18 protein-coding genes are annotated in these 17,708 nt (G+C 74.0%); 2 read left to right on the top strand and 16 right to left on the bottom strand.

Annotated elements, in window-relative coordinates; genetic code table 11:
* Positions 1 to 2: 2 nt before the first annotated feature.
* Both ACIPN7_RS27950 and ACIPN7_RS27945 read right to left on the bottom strand, forming a co-directional pair.
* Positions 3 to 1,049, bottom strand: a complete 1,047-nt coding sequence (locus ACIPN7_RS27950) for an ABC transporter substrate-binding protein (protein ID WP_400550160.1) — start codon at positions 1,047 to 1,049, stop codon at positions 3 to 5.
* Positions 1,050 to 1,197: 148 nt separating this feature from the next.
* Positions 1,198 to 1,716, bottom strand: coding sequence for a nucleoside deaminase (locus tag ACIPN7_RS27945; protein WP_400550159.1), 519 nt, complete (start codon positions 1,714 to 1,716; stop codon positions 1,198 to 1,200).
* A 182-nt stretch (positions 1,717 to 1,898) separates the two neighbouring features.
* On the opposite strand from ACIPN7_RS27945, the gene ACIPN7_RS27940 reads away from it, so the two are divergent.
* The gene (locus ACIPN7_RS27940; RefSeq protein WP_400550157.1) at positions 1,899 to 2,906 is read left to right on the top strand and encodes a DUF2332 domain-containing protein; all 1,008 of its coding nucleotides are present in this window, start codon (positions 1,899 to 1,901) and stop codon (positions 2,904 to 2,906) included.
* Here ACIPN7_RS27940 and ACIPN7_RS27935 read toward each other — a convergent pair.
* The 12 genes from ACIPN7_RS27935 to ACIPN7_RS27880 form a co-directional block, all read right to left on the bottom strand.
* On the bottom strand, positions 2,869 to 5,568 hold the full coding sequence (locus ACIPN7_RS27935) for a molybdopterin-dependent oxidoreductase (protein ID WP_400550155.1): 2,700 nt from the start codon (positions 5,566 to 5,568) through the stop codon (positions 2,869 to 2,871). The genes ACIPN7_RS27940 and ACIPN7_RS27935 overlap by 38 nt on opposite strands.
* Positions 5,565 to 6,404, bottom strand: a complete 840-nt coding sequence (locus tag ACIPN7_RS27930; protein ID WP_400550153.1) for an FAD binding domain-containing protein — start codon at positions 6,402 to 6,404, stop codon at positions 5,565 to 5,567. The genes ACIPN7_RS27935 and ACIPN7_RS27930 overlap by 4 nt, the downstream gene beginning before the upstream one ends.
* 10 nt (positions 6,405 to 6,414) lie before the next feature.
* Entirely contained in the window at positions 6,415 to 7,251 is an 837-nt protein-coding gene (locus ACIPN7_RS27925) for a MurR/RpiR family transcriptional regulator (RefSeq protein ID WP_400550151.1), read from the bottom strand.
* A complete protein-coding gene (locus tag ACIPN7_RS27920; RefSeq protein ID WP_400550149.1) occupies positions 7,248 to 8,507 on the bottom strand; it encodes an allantoate amidohydrolase in 1,260 nt (419 codons plus the stop codon). Before ACIPN7_RS27920 ends, ACIPN7_RS27925 begins: the two co-directional genes overlap by 4 nt.
* Positions 8,504 to 9,781 (bottom strand): pyridoxal-phosphate-dependent aminotransferase family protein, encoded by a 1,278-nt coding sequence (locus tag ACIPN7_RS27915; protein ID WP_400550147.1) that lies wholly within the window; start codon positions 9,779 to 9,781, stop codon positions 8,504 to 8,506. The genes ACIPN7_RS27920 and ACIPN7_RS27915 overlap by 4 nt, the downstream gene beginning before the upstream one ends.
* Positions 9,778 to 11,193, bottom strand: coding sequence for an allantoinase AllB (gene allB, locus ACIPN7_RS27910; protein ID WP_400550145.1), 1,416 nt, complete (start codon positions 11,191 to 11,193; stop codon positions 9,778 to 9,780). The genes ACIPN7_RS27915 and allB overlap by 4 nt, the downstream gene beginning before the upstream one ends.
* Positions 11,190 to 12,116 carry a factor-independent urate hydroxylase gene (gene pucL, locus ACIPN7_RS27905; RefSeq protein WP_400550143.1) on the bottom strand — a complete coding sequence of 309 codons (927 nt, stop codon included), beginning with the start codon at positions 12,114 to 12,116 and terminating at the stop codon, positions 11,190 to 11,192. Before pucL ends, allB begins: the two co-directional genes overlap by 4 nt.
* Entirely contained in the window at positions 12,117 to 12,410 is a 294-nt protein-coding gene (locus ACIPN7_RS27900; RefSeq protein WP_400550141.1) for a hydroxyisourate hydrolase, read from the bottom strand.
* Entirely contained in the window at positions 12,407 to 12,937 is a 531-nt protein-coding gene (gene uraD / locus ACIPN7_RS27895; protein WP_400550139.1) for a 2-oxo-4-hydroxy-4-carboxy-5-ureidoimidazoline decarboxylase, read from the bottom strand. The genes ACIPN7_RS27900 and uraD overlap by 4 nt, the downstream gene beginning before the upstream one ends.
* A 79-nt stretch (positions 12,938 to 13,016) precedes the next feature.
* A complete protein-coding gene (locus ACIPN7_RS27890; RefSeq protein WP_400550138.1) occupies positions 13,017 to 14,279 on the bottom strand; it encodes a type II toxin-antitoxin system HipA family toxin in 1,263 nt (420 codons plus the stop codon).
* Between the two features lie 10 nt (positions 14,280 to 14,289).
* The gene (locus ACIPN7_RS27885) at positions 14,290 to 14,532 is read right to left on the bottom strand and encodes a helix-turn-helix transcriptional regulator (RefSeq protein WP_400550136.1); all 243 of its coding nucleotides are present in this window, start codon (positions 14,530 to 14,532) and stop codon (positions 14,290 to 14,292) included.
* Positions 14,533 to 14,627: 95 nt separating this feature from the next.
* Positions 14,628 to 15,770, bottom strand: coding sequence for an amidase family protein (locus ACIPN7_RS27880; RefSeq protein WP_400550134.1), 1,143 nt, complete (start codon positions 15,768 to 15,770; stop codon positions 14,628 to 14,630).
* A 308-nt stretch (positions 15,771 to 16,078) separates the two neighbouring features.
* Between ACIPN7_RS27880 and ACIPN7_RS27875 the strand changes: the two genes are divergently transcribed.
* Entirely contained in the window at positions 16,079 to 17,071 is a 993-nt protein-coding gene (locus ACIPN7_RS27875) for a LuxR C-terminal-related transcriptional regulator (protein ID WP_400550132.1), read from the top strand.
* On the opposite strand, the gene ACIPN7_RS27870 is transcribed toward ACIPN7_RS27875, so the two are convergent.
* Positions 17,064 to 17,348, bottom strand: coding sequence for a hypothetical protein (locus ACIPN7_RS27870; protein ID WP_400550130.1), 285 nt, complete (start codon positions 17,346 to 17,348; stop codon positions 17,064 to 17,066). The two genes, ACIPN7_RS27875 and ACIPN7_RS27870, sit on opposite strands and share 8 nt — an antisense overlap.
* Before the next feature lie 6 nt (positions 17,349 to 17,354).
* On the bottom strand, positions 17,355 to 17,522 hold the full coding sequence (locus ACIPN7_RS27865; RefSeq protein ID WP_397398948.1) for a hypothetical protein: 168 nt from the start codon (positions 17,520 to 17,522) through the stop codon (positions 17,355 to 17,357).
* Positions 17,523 to 17,708: the final 186 nt, after the last annotated feature.

Genomic DNA, 17,708 nt, shown 5'->3' with positions numbered 1-17,708 from the left:
GGTCAGCCCTTGAGCTCGGGCTGCTCGTCGAGCAGCTCCTGCAGGAGCGACAGGTCGAACACGTCCTCCTGGGCGGCGTCGATCCCGGCCGCCTCGAACGTGGCCATGTTCTGGGCCAGGAGCTCGTCGCTGATCGTGAAGATGCCGCTCTCGGCGGTCTCGTCGGTGTTGATCAGGTCCTCGCACTGGATCGTGTTCTGCTCCACCTCCTTGGCCAGGTCGAGGTCCAGGTCCGCGCCGTACTCCTCGACGGCCAGCTTCGCGCCGCCCTCCAGGTCGGCGCACGCGTCGGTCCAGCCCTTGATCTCGGCCTCGAGGAACGCCTTGACCACCTCGGGGCGCTCGGCGATGGTCTCGTCGGTGGCGATGACCGACTCGGCGACGAACGGCAGGCCGTTGTCGGCGAACAGCAGGTTGGTCACCTCCTCGCCCTGCGACGAGACGATGATCGACTCGTTGGTCACGTACGCGAGGAACCCGTCGACCTCGCCGTTGACCAGGGGCTGCGGGTCGTACTGCACCGGCACGATCTCGACGTCGTCCTCGGTGAGGCCGTTGGCCGCCAGGAGCGCGGCGAACAGCAGGCCGTTGCCGCCGTCCTGCACGCCGATCTTCTTGCCCTTGAGGTCCTCGACCGTCTCGATGTTCGCGCCGTCCTTGAGGGACAGGATGGTGAACGGGTTCTTCTGGAACGTGGTGCCGACGATCTTGATCGGCGCGTCCTCGTTGGCCACGACCTGGCCCACGGTGACGGCGTTGGTGAGGCCGAAGTCGGCCTCACCGGAGGCCACCAGGTTCTCCGTCGCGCCGGGGCCCGCGTTGAACGTGACGTCACCGAAGCCGGCGTCCGCGTAGTAGCCCTTGCTGTCCGCCATGAACTCGCCGGCGAACTCGGCGTTCTTGATCCAGGAGAGCTGGACCGTGAGGTCGCCCAGGCCCTCCCCCTCGGCGGGGGCGTCGTCGCCGGAACCGCAGGCCGCGAGTGCGAGCGAGGCCGCGGCCGCGACGGCCGTCAGGCGCAGCGCGCGCCCAGGACGGGAAAGCATCATGAGTGGTTCTCCTGGTGTGCTGGGTGCGCGGGACGAAACCCGCGTCTCGTTGCCCAGGACGCTAGGGACCTGCGGTTTCACGCCTCACGTCGGCCGGTTACACGGCCGTTAAACGTGCCGCCGCGCCGGGTGAACCGCTCCGCGCGCGTCAGTACGGGATACGTGTGGTGTGCGCGCGCCAGGCCTCGAAGGGCTCCCCGGCCCGCTCGATCCGATGCTCGACGACGGGGTTGGGCCACGTCGACCGGTCGCGGTCGAGCAGCTCGTAGAACTCGCGGTCGTCGAAGCCCGCCCGCTCGGCGTCGTGCCGGTCCGCGGCGAACACCACCCGGTCCACCCGGGCCCACAGCGCGGCCGAGAGGCACAGCGGGCACGGCTCGCACGAGGCGTACAGCGTGGTCCCGGCCAGTGAGAACGTGCCGAGCTCCTGGCAGGCCGCCCGGATCGCCACCACCTCGGCGTGCGCGGTGGGGTCGAGGTCCCGGGTCACGCGGTTGCCGGCGGCCGCGACCTCGGCGCCGTCGCGCACGACGACCGCCCCGAAGGGGCCACCGCCGTCGGCCACGTTCCGGGACGCGACCTCGACGGCGCGGGCGAGCCACGCGGCGTCCTCCGCGGTGACGGAGGCGCGGGACGGTGTGCCGGAGGTCTGGCGAGGGCTGGTCACCCTTCGATGCTCGCACCGCTGCGTTTCAACGGCGTTCCCAGGAGGTCACCTGGTCGAAACGTCTGTTTCGCCCACGGGCCGGGGCTCGAGATCGGTCGGCCGCATCGAGATCGGTCGGTCGATGGACCGATCTCAACGCACGGGACCGATCTCGCCGTCTGGCGGTCGCTAGCGTGTGCCGCATGGACACCGCCGCCGTCTACGCGCAGTTCGCCGGGAGCCAGGCCCGCAACGGCGGCTCCCCCACCTACGAGGACTGGGCGCTGGGCGTCGCCGCCGACCCCGAGGTGTGCGCGCTGCTCGACACGCTGCCGGAGCCCAAGCGGCAGCCCAACCTGCTGTTCGCGGCGGCGCGGCTGGTGGGGGCGCCGGCGGGCGGCTGGGCCGCGGTGCGGTCCTGGCTGCCGGCCGCCTGGCCCGACGTCGAGCGCGAGATGCGTGCCCGCGCGACGCAGACCAACGAGCCCCGCCGCTGCGCCACGCTCGTGCCGACGCTCGCCACGGTCGACGGCCCCGTCGCGCTCGTCGAGGTGGGCGCGTCGGCAGGGCTGTGCCTCTACCCCGACCGGTACTCCTATCTGTACACGTCGCCCGACGGCGGCCGCACCCGGCTCGACCCCGCCGACGGGCCGAGCGAGGTGCTGCTCCCGTGCGACATCGAGGGTCCGGTCCCCGGCCGGCTGCCCAGTGCCGTCAAGGGCCCGGTCCCCGCCCGGCTGCCCGATGTCGTGTGGCGCGCCGGCCTCGACCTCAACCCGCTGGACGTGCGCGACCCGGACGACCTGGCCTGGCTGGAGGCGCTCGTCTGGCCCGAGCACGCCGACCGCGTCGAGACGCTGCGTGCGGCCGCCAAGGTGGTCGCGGCCGACCCGCCCCACCTGGTCCGGGGCGACCTGCTGAGCGGCGTCGCCGACCTGGTCGCCACGGCACCGGCCGAGGCCACCGTGGTGGTGCAGAACTCGGCGGTGCTCTACTACCTGACCCCGGCGGAGCTGGCGCAGTTCACCGGCACGATGGAGCGCCTGCGGCGCACGCGCGGCGTCGTCTGGCTGAGCAACGAGGGCTGGACCGTGCTGCCCGACGTCGCGGCCCGGCTCCCCGCGGGCGCCGACCCGCAGTTCATCCTGGCCCGGGACGGCGTGCCGGTGGCGCTCACCGACCCGCACGGCCGGTCGGTACGGCTGCTGTAGCGGCCGAGGGGTGCGGGCCGAGCAGGCGCCACAGCCGGTCGGGCTGCATCGGCAGGTCGCGCGGGCGCACGCCCGTCGCATCGGCGATCGCGTTCGCCAGCGCCGGGGCCACCGGGTTGTAGGGGGCCTCGCTCATCGACTTGGCGCCCCGGGGCCCGAGCCGGTCGACCGTGTCGGCGAACAGCACCTCGGTGGGCGGCACGTCCGCGACCTGCGGCACCCGGTAGTGGCGCAGCCGGTCGGTCACCACCACGCCGTCGCGCACCACCATGCGCTCGGTGAGCGCCGTGCCGATCGCCTGGGCCACGCCACCCTCGATCTGCCCGCGGAGCTGCTCGGGGTTGATCACCACGCCGGCGTCGGCCGCCTGCACCGACTGCAGGATCCGCACCACCCCGGTCTCGCGCTGCACGGCCACCCGGAACCCGTGCACGTTGAACGCGACGGACCGCGGCGACCCGTCGTGCGTGGCCTCGGCCGTCATCCCGACCACCTCCGTCGGCCCAGCACTCGACAGCTTCGCGCGGAGGGTGGCGGCCGCGTCCTGGACGGCTAGGCCCGCCACCACCGAGCCCGCCGAGCCGAAGGCCCCCGTGTCGTAGCCGGACGTCGCCGTGTCCGACGGGCGCACCCGCACCCGCGAGACCGGCACGCCCAGCTCGGTGGCCGCGAGCTGGGCGTGCACCGTGGTGGTGCCGTTGCCGAACTCGGCGGTGCCGACGTCGACCACGAAGTCGCCGTCGGCCGCCACCGTGACCCGGGCGTGCGTGTAGTGGCCGCGCGGCGGGATGGTCGCGATCATCGCGAGCGCCACGCCGCGCCCCTCGGTCCAGCCGTCCGGGGCCGCCTCGCCCCGGCCCGAGGCCAGCGCGTCCTCGACGAGGTCGAGGCACTGGTCCAGCCCGTAGGACCCGTACTCCAGGTCGCCGTCCACCGGTTGGCCGACGACGAAGGGGTCGCCCGGGCGGATGACGTTCCGTCGGCGCATCTCGACCGGGTCGAGGTCCAGCCGCGCCGCGAGCTCGTCGAGCGCGCCCTCGATCGCGAACTGCACCTGCCCCAGCCCGTACCCGCGGAACGCCCCGGACGGCACGTTGTTGGTGTAGACCGACTCGGCGTCCACGCGCTTGTTCGGGGCCCGGTACACGGCCATGGACTCGTGGACGCCGTGGAACAGCACACCGGGCGCGTGGTTGCCGTAGGCGCCGGTGTCGGCCAGGACGTCGATCGCCAGCGCCGTCAGCTCGCCGGTCGCGGACGCCCCGGCGCGGACCGTGACGCGGAACGGGTGCCGGCACGGCACGGTCGTGAACTGCTGCTCGCGCGTGAGCTCCCACTGCACGGGCCGCCCGGTGCGCAGGGTCGCGAGCGCCACGACGTCCTCGACGAGCAGCTCCTGCTTGCCCCCGAACCCGCCGCCCACGCGGCCCGCGACCACGCGCACCCGGTCCTGCGGCAGGTCGAGGAGCCGTGCGAGCTCGTCGCGCACGAGGAACGGCACCTGCGTGGAGGTGCGCACGTGCAGCACGTCGCCCTCCCCGGAGCTCGGCTCCAGCCAGGCCCGGGCGCCGTGGGTCTCCAGCGCGACGTGGTTGACGCGCCCGGTGGTCCAGGTACCGGTCACGGTGGCGGCCGACGCCGCGAGCGCCGCCTCGACGCCGTGCTGCCCGGGCTCGGCGTACTCCTCGTGGATCTGGACGACGACGTTGCGGCCCGCCTCCGCGACGCGGTGCTCGGCGGGTGTCTTGTCCGGGTGCAGCAGCGGCGCTCCCGGGCTCCGCGCGGCCTCGGGGTCGAAGACGGAGGGCAGCACCTCGTACTCGACCTCCACCAGGTCGAGTGCCGCACGCGCCTGCCGGGGCGTCTCGGCGACGGCGACCGCGACCCGCTGACCCACGAACCGCAGCACGGGGTCGAGGATGCGGGTGTCGTCGGGGTCGTCGAGCCGGCTCTGGTGCCGGCCGGTCGAGTAGAGCGTGCCGGGGACGTCGTGGTGGGTGAGCACCAGGTGCACGCCGGGCGCGTCCCGGGCCGCGGTGGCGTCGATGCGCGTGATCCGGGCGTGCGGGTGCGGACTGCCGAGCACGGCGACGTGCAGCAGGCCGGGCGGCTCGGGCTCGTCGAGGGTGTAGGGCTCGCGACCGCGCACCACGCGGGCGGCGGCGGGCGCGACGACGGCGCGTCCGAACGCCTGACCCGGCTCCGCCACCTCGGTGTTCACGTGCCCGGCGAGCGCGTCGCGGATCGACCGGTACCCGGTGCAGCGGCAGAGGTTGCCCTTGAGGAGCTCGTCGGTCGAGCCGTGCTCCGGCGTGCCCGCGACCGTGCACACCATGCCGGCGGTGCAGAAGCCGCACTGGAACCCGGCCGCCTCCACGAACGCGCGCTGCACGGGGTGCAGCTCCTCGGCGTCGGCGTCCGGGTTCCCGCCCGGCCCGAACCGGCCGAGCCCGGCCGCCGTGACGACCTCCGACTCCACGGCCCGGTGCGCGGGGACCAGGCACGACTGCACCGGGGCACCGTCGAGCAGCACCGTGCACGCGCCGCAGTCGCCCGCGTCGCAGCCCTTCTTCACGGACGTGGTCCCCTGCTCCCGGAGGTACGTGCGCAGGCACTGGCCCGGCCGGGGCTCGGCCGTGACGTCGGCGCCGTCGACCCTCATGCCGTACCGCCCAGCTCGTCGAGGGCCTCGTGCGCCAGGCGCCGGGTCATCGCGGCGCGCCAGTCGGCGGTGCCGTGGGTGTCCTCGTACCAGCCACCGGCGGCGGCGATCGAGTCGATCCAGCGGTCCAGCGCCTCGTGGTCGCCCGGATCGATCGGCTGTGCGCGCGGTACCGGTACCGACGCCGTCAGGACGAGCAGCACCCGGCCCGGCCCGTCGCCGTCCGGCAGGGTCCGCCCCGTCACCATGGCCGCCGTCCGCCCGGTCGGGGTGAGCGACGCCCGCCGGAACGCCGTCCGCGCCCCGAGCGCGCGACCCGGCACCCGCACCTCGCGGAGCACCTCGCCCGGGGCCAGGTCGACCCGGCCCGCGCCCGTGACCAGGTCGGCCACGGGCAGCTCCCGGGATCCGCCGTCCGGCGTCCAGATCACCGCCCGGGCGTCGAGCGCGACGAACAGCCCGGCCATCGACCCGGCGGGCAGGCCGAGCGCCAGGTTGCCGCCGACCGTCGCGGTCCGGGCCACCTTCGCCGACAGCGACAGCGCCGAGACGCACTCCCCCACGATCCCGAGCCCGCGGTACGGCCCCGGAGCGCCGAGCGAACCCGGCCCGGCCACCAGCTCCGCCAGCGTGCACGTGCCGGCCACCCGGAGCCCGGACCCGTCCACGGACCACGGCTCCCAGCCCAGACCCATGAGGTCCACGAGGCCGGTCACCTGAGCGGGCACGGGCTCCGAGTACAGGAACGTGCCTCCGCCGAGGAACGCCTCGCCGGGCCGCAGCGCGCAGTCGGCGCGGGTCCGCGCCACCCGCACGGTGTCGATGTCGAGATCCATGGAGCGCAGGTCACCTCTCGTCGATCTCGCGCAGCAGCTCGTACCGGGCGTCGATCGCCTCGACACGGGCGCCCGCGCCGTCGAGCACCTCGTGCACCCGGTCGGACAGCATCGCGACGACGCTGACCGGCGCGACCAAGGAGTCGAACGCGCCCTCGGTCGCGATGGGGCACTCGATCCACCAGGTCACGCTGCCGGCGAGGTGGCGCAGGCTGGTGTCGGCGAGCAGCAGCACGCGCACGCCGTCGGCCAGCAGGGCCTCGACCATCTCGCCCACCCGGAACGCGTGCCGGCGGATCGAGACCACCACGACCACGTCGTCGGGGCCCAGCCCCACGAGGTCGTCGGCGAGCGACTGACCGGGGCCGGGCGCCAGGTGCACGCGCCCGCGCACCTGGATCAGGTTGCGCCGGAGCTGGGTCGCCGGGCCGAGCGACCCGCGGCGGCCCACGACCACCACGTCGCGCGCGGTCGCGAGCGCGTCGGCGATCTGGTCGAGCATGCCGTCGTCGAGCGCCGCGTAGACCTTCTCCAGGTTCCTGACCTCCTGCTCCAGCCGCTCGCGCAGGCCGGGCGAGGGGTCGACGGCGATCGGCAGGCCGCGCCCGCGCTGGGTGCGCAGGTCCTCGCGCAGTCCCTCGAAGTCCTCGTAGCCGAGCTTGCGGAACAGCCGGCTCATCGTCGCCTTGGACACCCCCGCCAGGGCGGCGAGCTCCGTGGCGCGGTAGGTCCCGAGGTCGCCGAGGTGGTCGAGCAGGGCGTCCGCGGCGCGGCGCTCCTGCGGGGACAGCTCCCGGTAGCCGGCGGCGATCCGGTCCTCGAGCGGGCGGTCCGCGAGCGACGTCATCCGATCTCCTTCGCCAGCGCCAGCACCGCGGCGGTGTACGCGTCCAGGGCCACGCCCACGTCCTCGGCGTCCACGTGCTCGTCCGGGTGGTGGCTGATCCCGTCGCGGCAGCGCAGGAACAGCATGCCCACGTCGGTCACGGCGTCCATCGCCATGCCGTCGTGGCCGGCCGGGCTCCACAGCCCGAGCGGGTCCGACGTCGTGGCGGTCGCCTCCGCGATGCCCGACGCCACGGCCTCGATCAGTCGCGGGGCGCACGTGGTCGACGGCGCCCGGTGCGTCTCGGTGTGCTCGAACGTGACGCCCCGCGTGTCGGCGATCTCCCGCCCGGCCGCGGCGATCCGCTCCCACAGCGCGTCGCGGCCCGCGTCGGTGCGGCCGCGCAGGTCGAGCGTCAGCTCTGCCCTGCCGGGGATCACGTTGACGGCGCCGGGTTCGACGCGCAGGTCGCCCACGGTGGCGAGGCAGTCGGTCGCCCGGGCCAGCTCCTCGATCCGCGTGACGAGGTGCGCCGCGGCGACCAGCGCGTCCCGGCGTCGGGCGAACGGCGTGCCGCCCGCGTGCCGGGCCTCGCCGGTGACCGTCAGCACGAACCGCCGCGCCCCCGCGATGGTCGTGACGTACCCGAGCGGCAGGTCCTGGGCCTCCAGCACCGGCCCCTGCTCGATGTGCGCCTCCAGGTATCCGACCAGGTCAGCCGGGTTGCGGGCGGCGTCGCCCACGCGGTCCGGAGCCAGGCCGAACCGCAGGAACGCCTCGCGCAGGGTCACGCCGTCGGCGTCGGCCTGGTCCCACCACGCGGGGTCCCACTGGCCCGACGCCGCGCAGCTCCCGAGCAGCGCCTTGCCGAACCGGGTGCCCTCCTCGTCGGAGAATCCCACGACCTCCAGCGCGAACGGCAGGATCGTGTCGCGCAGGCGGTGCGCGACGGCGATCGCGAGCACCACGCCGAGCATCCCGTCGTAGCGCCCGGCGTCGGGCACGGTGTCGAGGTGGGAGCCGAGCACGAGCGCGGGCTCGCCCGGGGTGCCCGGGCGCTGGGGCGTGCCGCCGGCGGCGCGGCGGCCCCAGATGTTCCCGGCGGCGTCGGTCTCGGTGTCCAGGCCGGCGTCCAGCATCCAGGCCCGCACCGCGGTGTTCGCGGCGGAGTGCTCGGGCGACAGGTACACGCGCTCCAGGGCGTCGGGCCGCGCGGAGTGGCGCGTCAGGTCGTCGCACCGGGCCATGACCCATTCGGTGGTACCGATCTCGGTCACAGCCGTGCCTCCCTTGCGACGGCGGCGTCGGGAACCGTGTCGTGAGAGCCGCCGTGGACGGCGCCGTCGTACGCCGCGAGCGCCGCCGTGACGCCGCCGCCCGCCGGGGCGTGGAACCCGGCCCGGCGCAGCTCGTGCTCCAGGGCCGCGAGCGTGGTCAGGACGGCGTCGCGGCGGGCGTTGAAGCCCATGGTGCCGATGCGCCACACCACGCCGTGCAGGGGGCCGAACGAGGTGCCGATCTCGATGCCGAAGTCGTCCAGGAGGCCGCCGCGGACGGCGTCGCCGTCGACGCCGTCCGGGATGCGCACGGCGACCACGTTGTGCATCTTGTGGGCGACGTCGCCGAACACCTCCAGGCCCAGCCCGAGCACCCCGGCCAGCATCGCGGCGCCGTGCCGGTCGTGCCGGTCCACGGCCGTGGCCATGCCCTCGGCGACCAGGAGCCGGGCGCACTCGCGGGCCGCGTAGAGCATGGACGTGGCCTCGGTGTGGTGGTTGAGGCGGCGCGGCCCCCAGTACTCCATGATCTGCGCGAGGTCGAGGTAGTTGGACTGGATGGGCACGCCGTGCGGCGCAACGTCGTCGGCGGTGCGGATCCCGGCCTCGACGTGCCGGCGCCGGTCGATCGCGGCCACGGCGGCGGGCGAGAGCGTCACCGGTGCGCTGCCCGACGGGCCGCCCAGGCACTTCTGCAGCCCGGCGGTCGCGGCGTCGATGCCCCACTCGTCGGTGTGGAACGGGTTGCCGCCGAGCGTGGCCGTGGCGTCGACGTACAGCAGCGCGTCGTGCTCGTGGGCGATGCGGCCCAGGTCGGCGAGCGGCTGCGCCATGGTCGTGGAGGTGTCCCCGTGCACGACGGCGAGCAGGCGGGGCCGCACGCGGCGCACGGCGTCCTCGATCTGGTCCGGCTCGAAGACGGTGCCCCACTCGGCCTCGACCGTGTGCACCTCGGCCCCGGCCCGGGCGCCGATCTCGGCGAGCAGGTGCCCGAACCGCCCGAACACCGGCACCAGCACCCGGTCGCCCGGCTCCAGCAGGGACACGAGCGCGGCCTCGATGCCCGCGCGGGACGTGCCGTCCACGAGCAGCGTCTGCTCGTTGGCGGTGTCCCAGACCGTGCGCCACAGGAGCATGGCCTCGGTCATGGTGTCGGTCATGAACGGGTCGAACTGGCCCACCAGCGGTGCGGCCATGGCGCGCAGCACGCGCGGGTCGGCGTCGACGGGCCCGGGGCCCATCAGGAGGCGGGCGGGCGGGTGGATCTGGGTCATGCGGGCCTCCTGAGCAGCGTTCCCCGGCTCGTCCCGGCGGCCGCGCGGCCGTCCGGCACGGGCACCACGGCGCCCTGGACCGTCAGGCCGTCGTACGCGCTGATCTTGTTCTTGTGCGCCATCTCGGCGGCGCGGAAGGTGGTGGACGCGTCGGGGTCGTAGACCAGCAGGTCGGCCGCGGAACCCTCGGCGATCACGCCGCGCGGTCGCTTGCCGCGGTCCAGGCCCACGAGCGTGGCGGTGTTCGCCGCGGTCCAGCGGGACACCTCGGACAGGGGCACGCCCCGTCGTCGGGCGGCGTCCGCCAGGGCGAGGAAGCCCGCCTGGAGGCCGGAGATGCCGCCCCAGGCGGCCTGAAGGTCCGTCTCGCCGGGCCGGCTGCCGCCGGACTTCTCCTCGGCGGTGGCCGGCGAGTGGTCGCTGACCACGCAGTCGATGATCCCCGCGCGCAGCCCGTCCCAGAGGGCGTCCTGGTTGCCGCGGTCGCGGATGGGCGGGCAGCACTTGAACGCGGCGTCGCCGTCGGGCACGTGCTCGGCGTCGAGCACCAGGTAGTGGTGGCAGGTCTCGACGGTGACGGGCAGTCCCTCGTCCTTCGCCTCCTGCAGCAGGTCGAGCGCCCGCGCGGAGGACAGGTGCAGCACGTGGGTGGGTGTGCCCGTCTCCCGGACGGCGTCGAGCAGGCCGGCGATCGCCGTCGTCTCCGCGTCGTGGGGGCGAGACGCCAGGAAGTCCGCGTAGGCGCGGCCGGGCCGGTGCGGCGCCGCCGCGAGCGCCGCCGGGTCCTCGGCGTGGACGATGAGCAGCCCGCCGAACCGTGCGATCCGGTCCATCGCGGCCACCAGCTCGTCCGGGCCGAGCGGAGGGAACTCGGGCACGCCGGAGTCGGCGAGGAAGCACTTGAAGCCGAAGACGCCGGCGTCCCAGAGGGGCTCCAGGTCTTCGACGTTGCCGGGCACCGCGCCGCCCCAGAAGCCGACGTCGCAGTGCAGCTCGCCGCGGTCGCGGACCGCCTCGGCCGCGGCACGCTTGGTCTCCAGCGCGGCCACGGTCGTGGTGGGCGGCAGGGAGTTGAGCGGCATGTCGACGATCGTGGTGACGCCGCCGAGCGCGGCGGCGCGGGTCGCGGACGCGAAGCCCTCCCAGGCGGTGCGGCCGGGCTCGTTGACGTGCACGTGCGTGTCGACGACGCCGGGCAGCACCACCTTCTCGCCCAGGCGCAGCACCTCCGGCGGCGGCCCGGGGGTGGCGCCGAGCACCTCGCCGAACAGGTCGTCGGCGGGCTTCAGCACGGCGTCGGGGTCGCTCGTGCCCCACCACACCTGGTCGATGCGGTCGCCGTCGAGGCGCAGGACGGCGGGGCGCAGCTCGCCCTCGACCAGGACCCGCTCGGACGCGAGGACCACGCTCATACGAACCCTCCGATCGTCGACCACACGGGGTGCTCCGTTCCGGTGTTCTCCGACCGCTGGACGGCCGCCTCGATCAGGCCGTAGGGCCGGTCGGCGGCGAAGAACACCTCGCCGGGGTTGTCCAGGCCGAACGGCTCCAGGTCCACCAGGAAGTGGTGGTTGTTGGGGCACGACAGCCGGATCTCGGCGATGTCGTCGAACGCCTCCAGCACCGCCTTGCCCATGGCGAAGACGGTCTGCTGGAGCGCCAGGGAGTGCAGCTCGGCGAACGTGGTCAGCAGCAGCGCGCGCACGGCGGCGAACCGCTCGTCGTAGTCCGCCGGGCCTGCGGTCTGCGTGAACGGCGCGTCGTAGCGCCACCAGGCGGTGACGTCGGTCGCGAGGATGCGGTCGTCGGTCTCGGGCAGCGTGGTGTACCGGTCGCGCGGGAACCCGGAGAACTCCGACCCGGTGGACTTCAGCACCGTGACGTCGCTGAGCCCCGCGAGCACCGTCAGGCCGGTGTCGTCGGCGTGCACGAGCGCCGTGCGGCGCTCGGCGGCGCCGCGGACGAACGCGTGGTCGTGGCCCGTCCCGCCGTCGGCGCCGGGCGTGCCCGTCGCGATGCGCTCCCAGCCGTACTGCTCGGCGCGCCAGCACCCGCCCGTGACCTGGGGCTCGACAAGGAAGTGCCGCGCGAGCCGCAGCAAGAACGCCTCCGGCGAGCCGACGCCGTCCCGCGCGAAGGCCTGCACCGTGTTCTTCTGCGTGTCGGTGGCGATGACGCCCGTGTTGTCCCCGGTCTCGTGGGTGGCCCGGAAGTCGCCGCGGAGCTGGGAGGTGATGTTCAGGTCGGTGACACGGTGCCGCGGGGTGTCGCGGTCGACACGCACCAGCCGCACCTCGGCCTTCCCGTACTGGTTGGGCCCCAGGACTATCGACATTCAGCTCCCCCGGTAGGTGGTGTAGGCGAACGGGCTCAGCAGCAGCGCGACGTGCGTGTGCTCCGGTCCAAGCACCACGTCGAGCAGCACCTGCCCGAAGAACGTGTCGCGGCCCTGCGCCGCGAACCAGTCGCCCGCGGCGAAGGTCAGCACGTGCCGGCCGGGCGTGACCTCGCCCCAGGCGATGCGGCCGTCGTCGTCGGTCACGGCCTGGCGGGTGCCCAGGGTGACCGCCAGCCCGGCGGCCGGGAGGCCGCGGGCGGCGTCGAGCACGTGCGTGGAGGCGGTGCTCACGGCGCCACCGCCGGGTCCGGGGTGACCGGCGCCCCGGCGGGCTCCTCGACGAGGGCCTCCAGCCGCAGCAGGGCGATCTGGCGCAGATGCTCCGCCGTCACCAGCGCCTCGTCGGCGGGATCGTTGGCCAGCCGCTCGGTCAGGTTCTCGAGGATCTGCTCCGCGGTGCGGCCCGCGGCCCGGACCAGGAAGATGCGGCCGAACCGCGCCTCGTAGGCGACGTTGCCCTCGGCGATCCGGGCGGCCGTCGCCTCGACCGCGGTGGGCTGCTCGGTGCGGGACAGCCGCGCCTCGGCGCTGTCCCCCGCGGCGCGCTCGCCGATCCGCGGGTGGTGCGCCAGGGCCGCGTCGACGTCGGCGGCCCCCCAGTCGGCGGCGGACCGCATGGCGTGCACCAGGAGCTGGTCCCGGCGCGGGTAGGGGCGGCCGGCCACCACCGCGTCGACCCAGGAGTCGACGTCGGCGCACGGGCGGACCGCCGCCGCGGCGTCGGACGGGGACAGGGCGTTGAACGTCGCGAGGTCCATGACACAAATCTACGGTTTCAACGCGATTTGCGAGTGGCACACGAGTTTCAGGCCCGTAAATCTTCCGCCTGGCTGGACCCTACGTGGCAACCGAGGCCCGACGCGCCGCCAGCTCGCCCTGGATCCGGTGTCTCAACGCCGCGACATGACCCTCGTAGTCATCGAGGTCCTCCAACGCGCTGTCGATCGCGTCGGGCACCAGGGCCTCGAGCTCTTCGACACGCGCCACCGTCCGATCCGCGTCGAGGCCCGCGGCGTCAGCGAACCGGCTCCACGACTCGCGCCGGATCTTGTCGAGCTCGAACTCCCCGCCGACGCTCATGGACATCACTCGCCGCCCGCCCGTCGGTGGGTCATAGGCAAAACCGGAGGCGACGTCGTAGATCGGCGCCAGGTCCACCGAGTCGCCGTCCAGCAGAACCGCGTAGTTACGAGCATGCGCGTCCGGAGCGCCGATGACGGTGTTGTAGATCAGCCCGTCGACGAACCGACCGACGTTTCGACGCGCGGCACCCGAGGTCTCGGACACCTCCCGCAGCATCCGGACGATGTCGAGCACGGACGGACCGCCCTCGGACTCGTACTTCTCGACCACCCCCAGGGCCTGGCACAGGTCTTCCTGATGCAGGCGGACCACCTGATCGCCGTCGGCAGGGGCGCGGTCGAAGCGGGTGACCACGATCGCGTCCTGGGACCTGAAGGACGTGTACTCGGTGTACGCGGCATCGAGCCCCACCACGCGCGCCGCACGCATGCTGGCATGCTCGTCGAGGGCCTGGGCCTTCATCTTCCGGATGCCGGGCTTGACGATGTGTGTCGTCGCTTCCGCGCCGTGGGCCACGTACCACCGTTCGCCCTGGCGACGGAGAGCGAACTTCTGCTGCGTACCACCCAACGACCAGTGCTCTCCGGGCATGGTCCAGGAGGCGTCCTCGTCGGTGTCCATCTCGTCCAGCCGGATCTCGATGTCACCGACGCTGCACTCCTGCAGGCTCCCCTCCCGGCAGATGGTGGCCTCGATCTCGTCCTCCGTGCAGAACTGCACGGCGCCGGCACAGTCCTTGCCGATCACGGAGAGCAAGGCCAGCTCATCACTGGTGTCGATGCGGAACCGGCGGCCGATGGCACCGAGTGCGGCGTCACTCTCGGGGAGCAGTCCCCTGAGGAAGGTCCTGACCCGCGCCCCTGTGTGGGACGCCTCCCCCGGAGGGAGGGAGAGCGACAACGGAGTCGCACCGATGCGCCGCGCGTCATCGACGTAGGTGAGTCTCAGCACGCCGGCTCGGGTCCGCGTGAGCTCCGCGACATGCCGACCGCCGAGGATGACGGCGAGCTGGTTCACGGCAGCCATCTCAAAGGCTCTCCCGGTCGTCCCGTACCGCAAGGCTCGCGTCGAGCTCATCAAGCACCCGCATCAGACGCCCGACCTCAAGTCCCTCGGTACGCCCTTGCTCAAGGTTGATGATCCACTGACGAGAAACACCCGCCGCCCCGGCGAGGTCGGCCTGGGAGAGACCTCGCTCCAGGCGCAGCCGTCTGGCAACTGCGGCGAGCCGCGTCAGCGATCGCGCGTTGAGCACCTGGTCTGCCGTCATTCACGTCACCATACCCTGACACCGCAGCGATGTCGCGGTATACCGACATCGCTGCGGTGTCGCGATACCGCGGCACTGGCCGACCGGCCTCGCAGCTATTCCGCCACCCGCCCCGCCAGCGCGAGCAGCGCCCGGTCCGAGCCCGCCGGGCCCACCAGGCAGGCGCCCGCCGGGAGCCCGCCCGCCGTCGTCACCGGCACGGACACCGCCGGCAGGCCGCCGAGGCCCGCGACGCACGTCAGCAGCATCGTCGCCTCGCGTGCGGCCTCGGCCTCCTCGGGCCGGGGCGCGACGGTCGCCGTGGACGGCAGCACGAGCACCCGCTCCCCCAGCCGGTCCCGGATCCGCGCCCGGGCCCGCGCGACGTCGGCCCGCGCCGCCTCGGCCTCGGCCGCGCCGATGGACCGCGCCCGCTCGAACCGCCCCCGCACCGCGGGGCCGAGCGTGTCCATCCGGTCGGCCAGCCACGCGCCGTGCACGGCCCACGCCTCGGCCGCCTGGAGCGTCTGGAAGGCGGCGAGCCACGCCGGCTCGGGCGCCCAGTCGATCGGCTGCGCCCCGGCGGCCCGCGCGAGCTGCCCGACGGCGTCGCGCACCTCGGGCGTGGCCAGGTCCAGCAGGGCGTCGCTCACCACGAGCGGGGCGCCGTCCGGGAGCGGGGCCGAATCGGCCGGGAGCAGCACCTCGCCCAGCCGGGCCAGCGTGCCGACGTCGCGGGCGAGCCAGCCCACGGTGTCGAACGACGGCGCCAGGGGCAGCAGCCCGCCCGCCGGCACGGCGCCGTGCGTCGGCCGGATGCCCCACAGCCCCTGGTAGGCGGCGGGCACCCGAACGGAGCCGCCGGTGTCGGTGCCGAGGGCGACGCTCGCCTGGCCGGCCGCGACCGCCGTGGCCGGGCCCGACGTCGAGCCGCCGCTGATGCGCCCCGGCGCGCGCGGGTTGGGCGGGGTGCCGTGGTGCGCGTTCGCCCCGGTCAGCGAGTAGGCGAACTCCTCGGTCTGCGCGAGGCCCGCGACGGCGGCGCCGGCCGCGAGCAGCCGCGCGACGGCGTCGGCGTGCTCCTCCTCGACGGGCGCCGCCGCGAGCCAGGCCGGGTTTCCGGCGCCGACCCGCTCGCCGGCCACGGCGAACAGGTCCTTCACCGCGACGGTCTCGCCGTCGAGCACGCCGGAACCGGTGGGAGCCACCAGCGGGCCGGGCTCGGGCCGGACCCGCCACACGCTGAGATCAGAAGCCATGCGCACATGCTGCCAGGCCGGTGGAGCTGCCGGGGCCGGGCAGATGGTGCGCTTCTACCCAGCCATTGGGCCCGGAAAGCACCGAGTTCCGGGCCCAATGGCTGGGTAGAAGCGCACCTCCGGGAGCGGGCGGGGCGATGAGCGACGGTCAGGCGCGGGCGGAAGGAGAAATCGCAGGTCAGCGGCCCACAGCGCGAAGAGGGTGAAGTCCGGTCAAATCCCTGGCCGCGCCCGTCACGCTGTGCGATCGTGCGAGACCGGGACTGCCACCCGGCGCCCCTTGGGTCAGTCCGATCGGGGAGTCGAAGATGCTGCAAGGCCTGGGGCTGTCCGGAACGGCCGAGTCCGTCTACCTGCAGATGCTCCGCGACCGCGACGCGGGGCCCGACCGGATCGCCGAGGCGCTCGGCATCGACGAGGAGCAGGTCCGCGACGCGCTGGACGAGCTCTCCCGCCTGATGCTCGTCGAGGCGTCGTGGGCGGGCGACGACGGGTTCCGCCCCGTCAGCCCGGAGATCGGGCTCGCCGCCCTGCTCGCGCGGGAGCAGGCGCAGGTCGCGCAGCGCAACCAGGAGATCGAGGAGGGCCGCGTCGCGCTGGCGCGCCTCGTCTCCGAGCTGCAGAACGTGCGCAAGGGGCCCGACGTCGAGGTGCTGGAGAGCGCGGAGGAGGCGCGGGACCGCCTGGCGACGCTCACCGAACGGTGCACGCAGCAGCTCTGCACGTTCGTGCCCACCCGGGCCACGTCGTCCCGCGCGCTGGAGTCGAGCCGGGCGCTGAGCCAGCGCCTGCTGGACCGGGGCGTGCGCATGCGGACCGTCTACCTGGAGAGCATCCGCAACGACCAGGCCACCTGGGACCACGCGACCTGGCTGCGCAACAACGGGGCCGAGGTGCGGCTGGCCGCGACGGTCCCGGTCCGGCTGCAGATCATCGACCAGGGTTACGCGATGGTTCCCCTGGCCAACACCGAGTCGGGCTCCGGCGCGGTGGTGATGACCTCCCCCGGCGTCGTGGCAGCCCTCATGGCGCTGTTCGCGCAGACCTGGCGGTCGGCCACCCCGCTCGGCGCGGACCGACGGCGGGACGACGACGGCCTGTCGGTGCAGGAGCACGAGCTGCTCCGCCTGTGGGCCAAGGGCGCCACCGACGAGACCGCCGGCCGCCGGCTGGGCGTGTCCCTGCGGACGGTGCGCCGCCTGAGCAGCACGCTCATGGAGCGGCTGGACGCCGGCAGCCGCTTCCAGGCGGGCGCCCGGGCGCTCGAACGCGGCTGGCTGGACCCGGCCGACCTCAGCTGAGCTCCGCCGGGCTCCAGACCCGGACCGCGCCCAGCGACCATTCGCGCAGCTCCAGGGAGTCCGCCGCGGCGAGCAGCAGGCGGCAGCCGGTCGCCGCCGCCTGCTCCAGTGGGACCAGCAGGAAGATCACGACGCCGAAGCCCGTGGGCAGCGTGCCCGCGTAGACGTGCATCAGCTCGTCCTGCGGTACGGCGACGGCCTGGACCGCCTCGACGAGCTTCGCCGACGTGGTCCAGGCCGTGAAGGGCGCCTCGACGATGATGCTGACGACCCGCATCGATCGTCAGGGCTGGGTGGCCGTCGGCGGAGCCGACTCCCACTGCGGGTCCGACCACTGCGGGTCCGACTCCCACTGCGGGTCGGACGCGCTGGCGGCGACCTGGCCCGCGCCGGTGAGCAGGAGAGCGGTCAGGACGACGGCGGCGACGCGCTGGACGTTGTTGATGCGCACGATGAATTCTCCGTTTCGACGCGGGATTCTTGCTTTCTGTTTCTTATCCTTTCCCGCCGTCGGCCCGGCAACAAGACAATGGCACTGTCCTGACCGTGCCATTCTCAGCCGGGTGACCGGATCACATGTTCACCCGGATACCGAAGTCACCCCCGTAGACGTTCGTCACGTGCACGCTGGTCGAGT

This window comes from Promicromonospora sp. NPDC090134, assembly GCF_044746965.1.
In the GTDB taxonomy this organism is placed as follows: Bacteria; Actinomycetota; Actinomycetes; order Actinomycetales; family Cellulomonadaceae; genus Promicromonospora.
Note: the sequence above shows the minus strand (reverse complement) of the source record. Positions and strands in the feature narration are given on the sequence as shown.

Bases quoted from the DNA above. Each gene is read 5' to 3' on its own strand.
- ACIPN7_RS27935 (WP_400550155.1), bottom strand. From the start codon at position 5,568: ATGAGGGTCGACGGCGCCGACGTCACGGCCGAGCCCCGGCCGGGCCAG.
- ACIPN7_RS27885 (WP_400550136.1), bottom strand. From the start codon at position 14,532: ATGACGGCAGACCAGGTGCTCAACGCGCGATCGCTGACGCGGCTCGCC.
- ACIPN7_RS27930 (WP_400550153.1), bottom strand. From the start codon at position 6,404: ATGGATCTCGACATCGACACCGTGCGGGTGGCGCGGACCCGCGCCGAC.
- allB (WP_400550145.1), bottom strand. From the start codon at position 11,193: ATGAGCGTGGTCCTCGCGTCCGAGCGGGTCCTGGTCGAGGGCGAGCTG.
- pucL (WP_400550143.1), bottom strand. From the start codon at position 12,116: ATGTCGATAGTCCTGGGGCCCAACCAGTACGGGAAGGCCGAGGTGCGG.
- ACIPN7_RS27870 (WP_400550130.1), bottom strand. From the start codon at position 17,348: ATGCGGGTCGTCAGCATCATCGTCGAGGCGCCCTTCACGGCCTGGACC.
- ACIPN7_RS27950 (WP_400550160.1), bottom strand. From the start codon at position 1,049: ATGATGCTTTCCCGTCCTGGGCGCGCGCTGCGCCTGACGGCCGTCGCG.
- ACIPN7_RS27880 (WP_400550134.1), bottom strand. From the start codon at position 15,770: ATGGCTTCTGATCTCAGCGTGTGGCGGGTCCGGCCCGAGCCCGGCCCG.
- ACIPN7_RS27925 (WP_400550151.1), bottom strand. From the start codon at position 7,251: ATGACGTCGCTCGCGGACCGCCCGCTCGAGGACCGGATCGCCGCCGGC.
- ACIPN7_RS27875 (WP_400550132.1), top strand. From the start codon at position 16,079: ATGCTGCAAGGCCTGGGGCTGTCCGGAACGGCCGAGTCCGTCTACCTG.
- ACIPN7_RS27915 (WP_400550147.1), bottom strand. From the start codon at position 9,781: ATGACCCAGATCCACCCGCCCGCCCGCCTCCTGATGGGCCCCGGGCCC.
- uraD (WP_400550139.1), bottom strand. From the start codon at position 12,937: ATGGACCTCGCGACGTTCAACGCCCTGTCCCCGTCCGACGCCGCGGCG.
- ACIPN7_RS27940 (WP_400550157.1), top strand. From the start codon at position 1,899: ATGGACACCGCCGCCGTCTACGCGCAGTTCGCCGGGAGCCAGGCCCGC.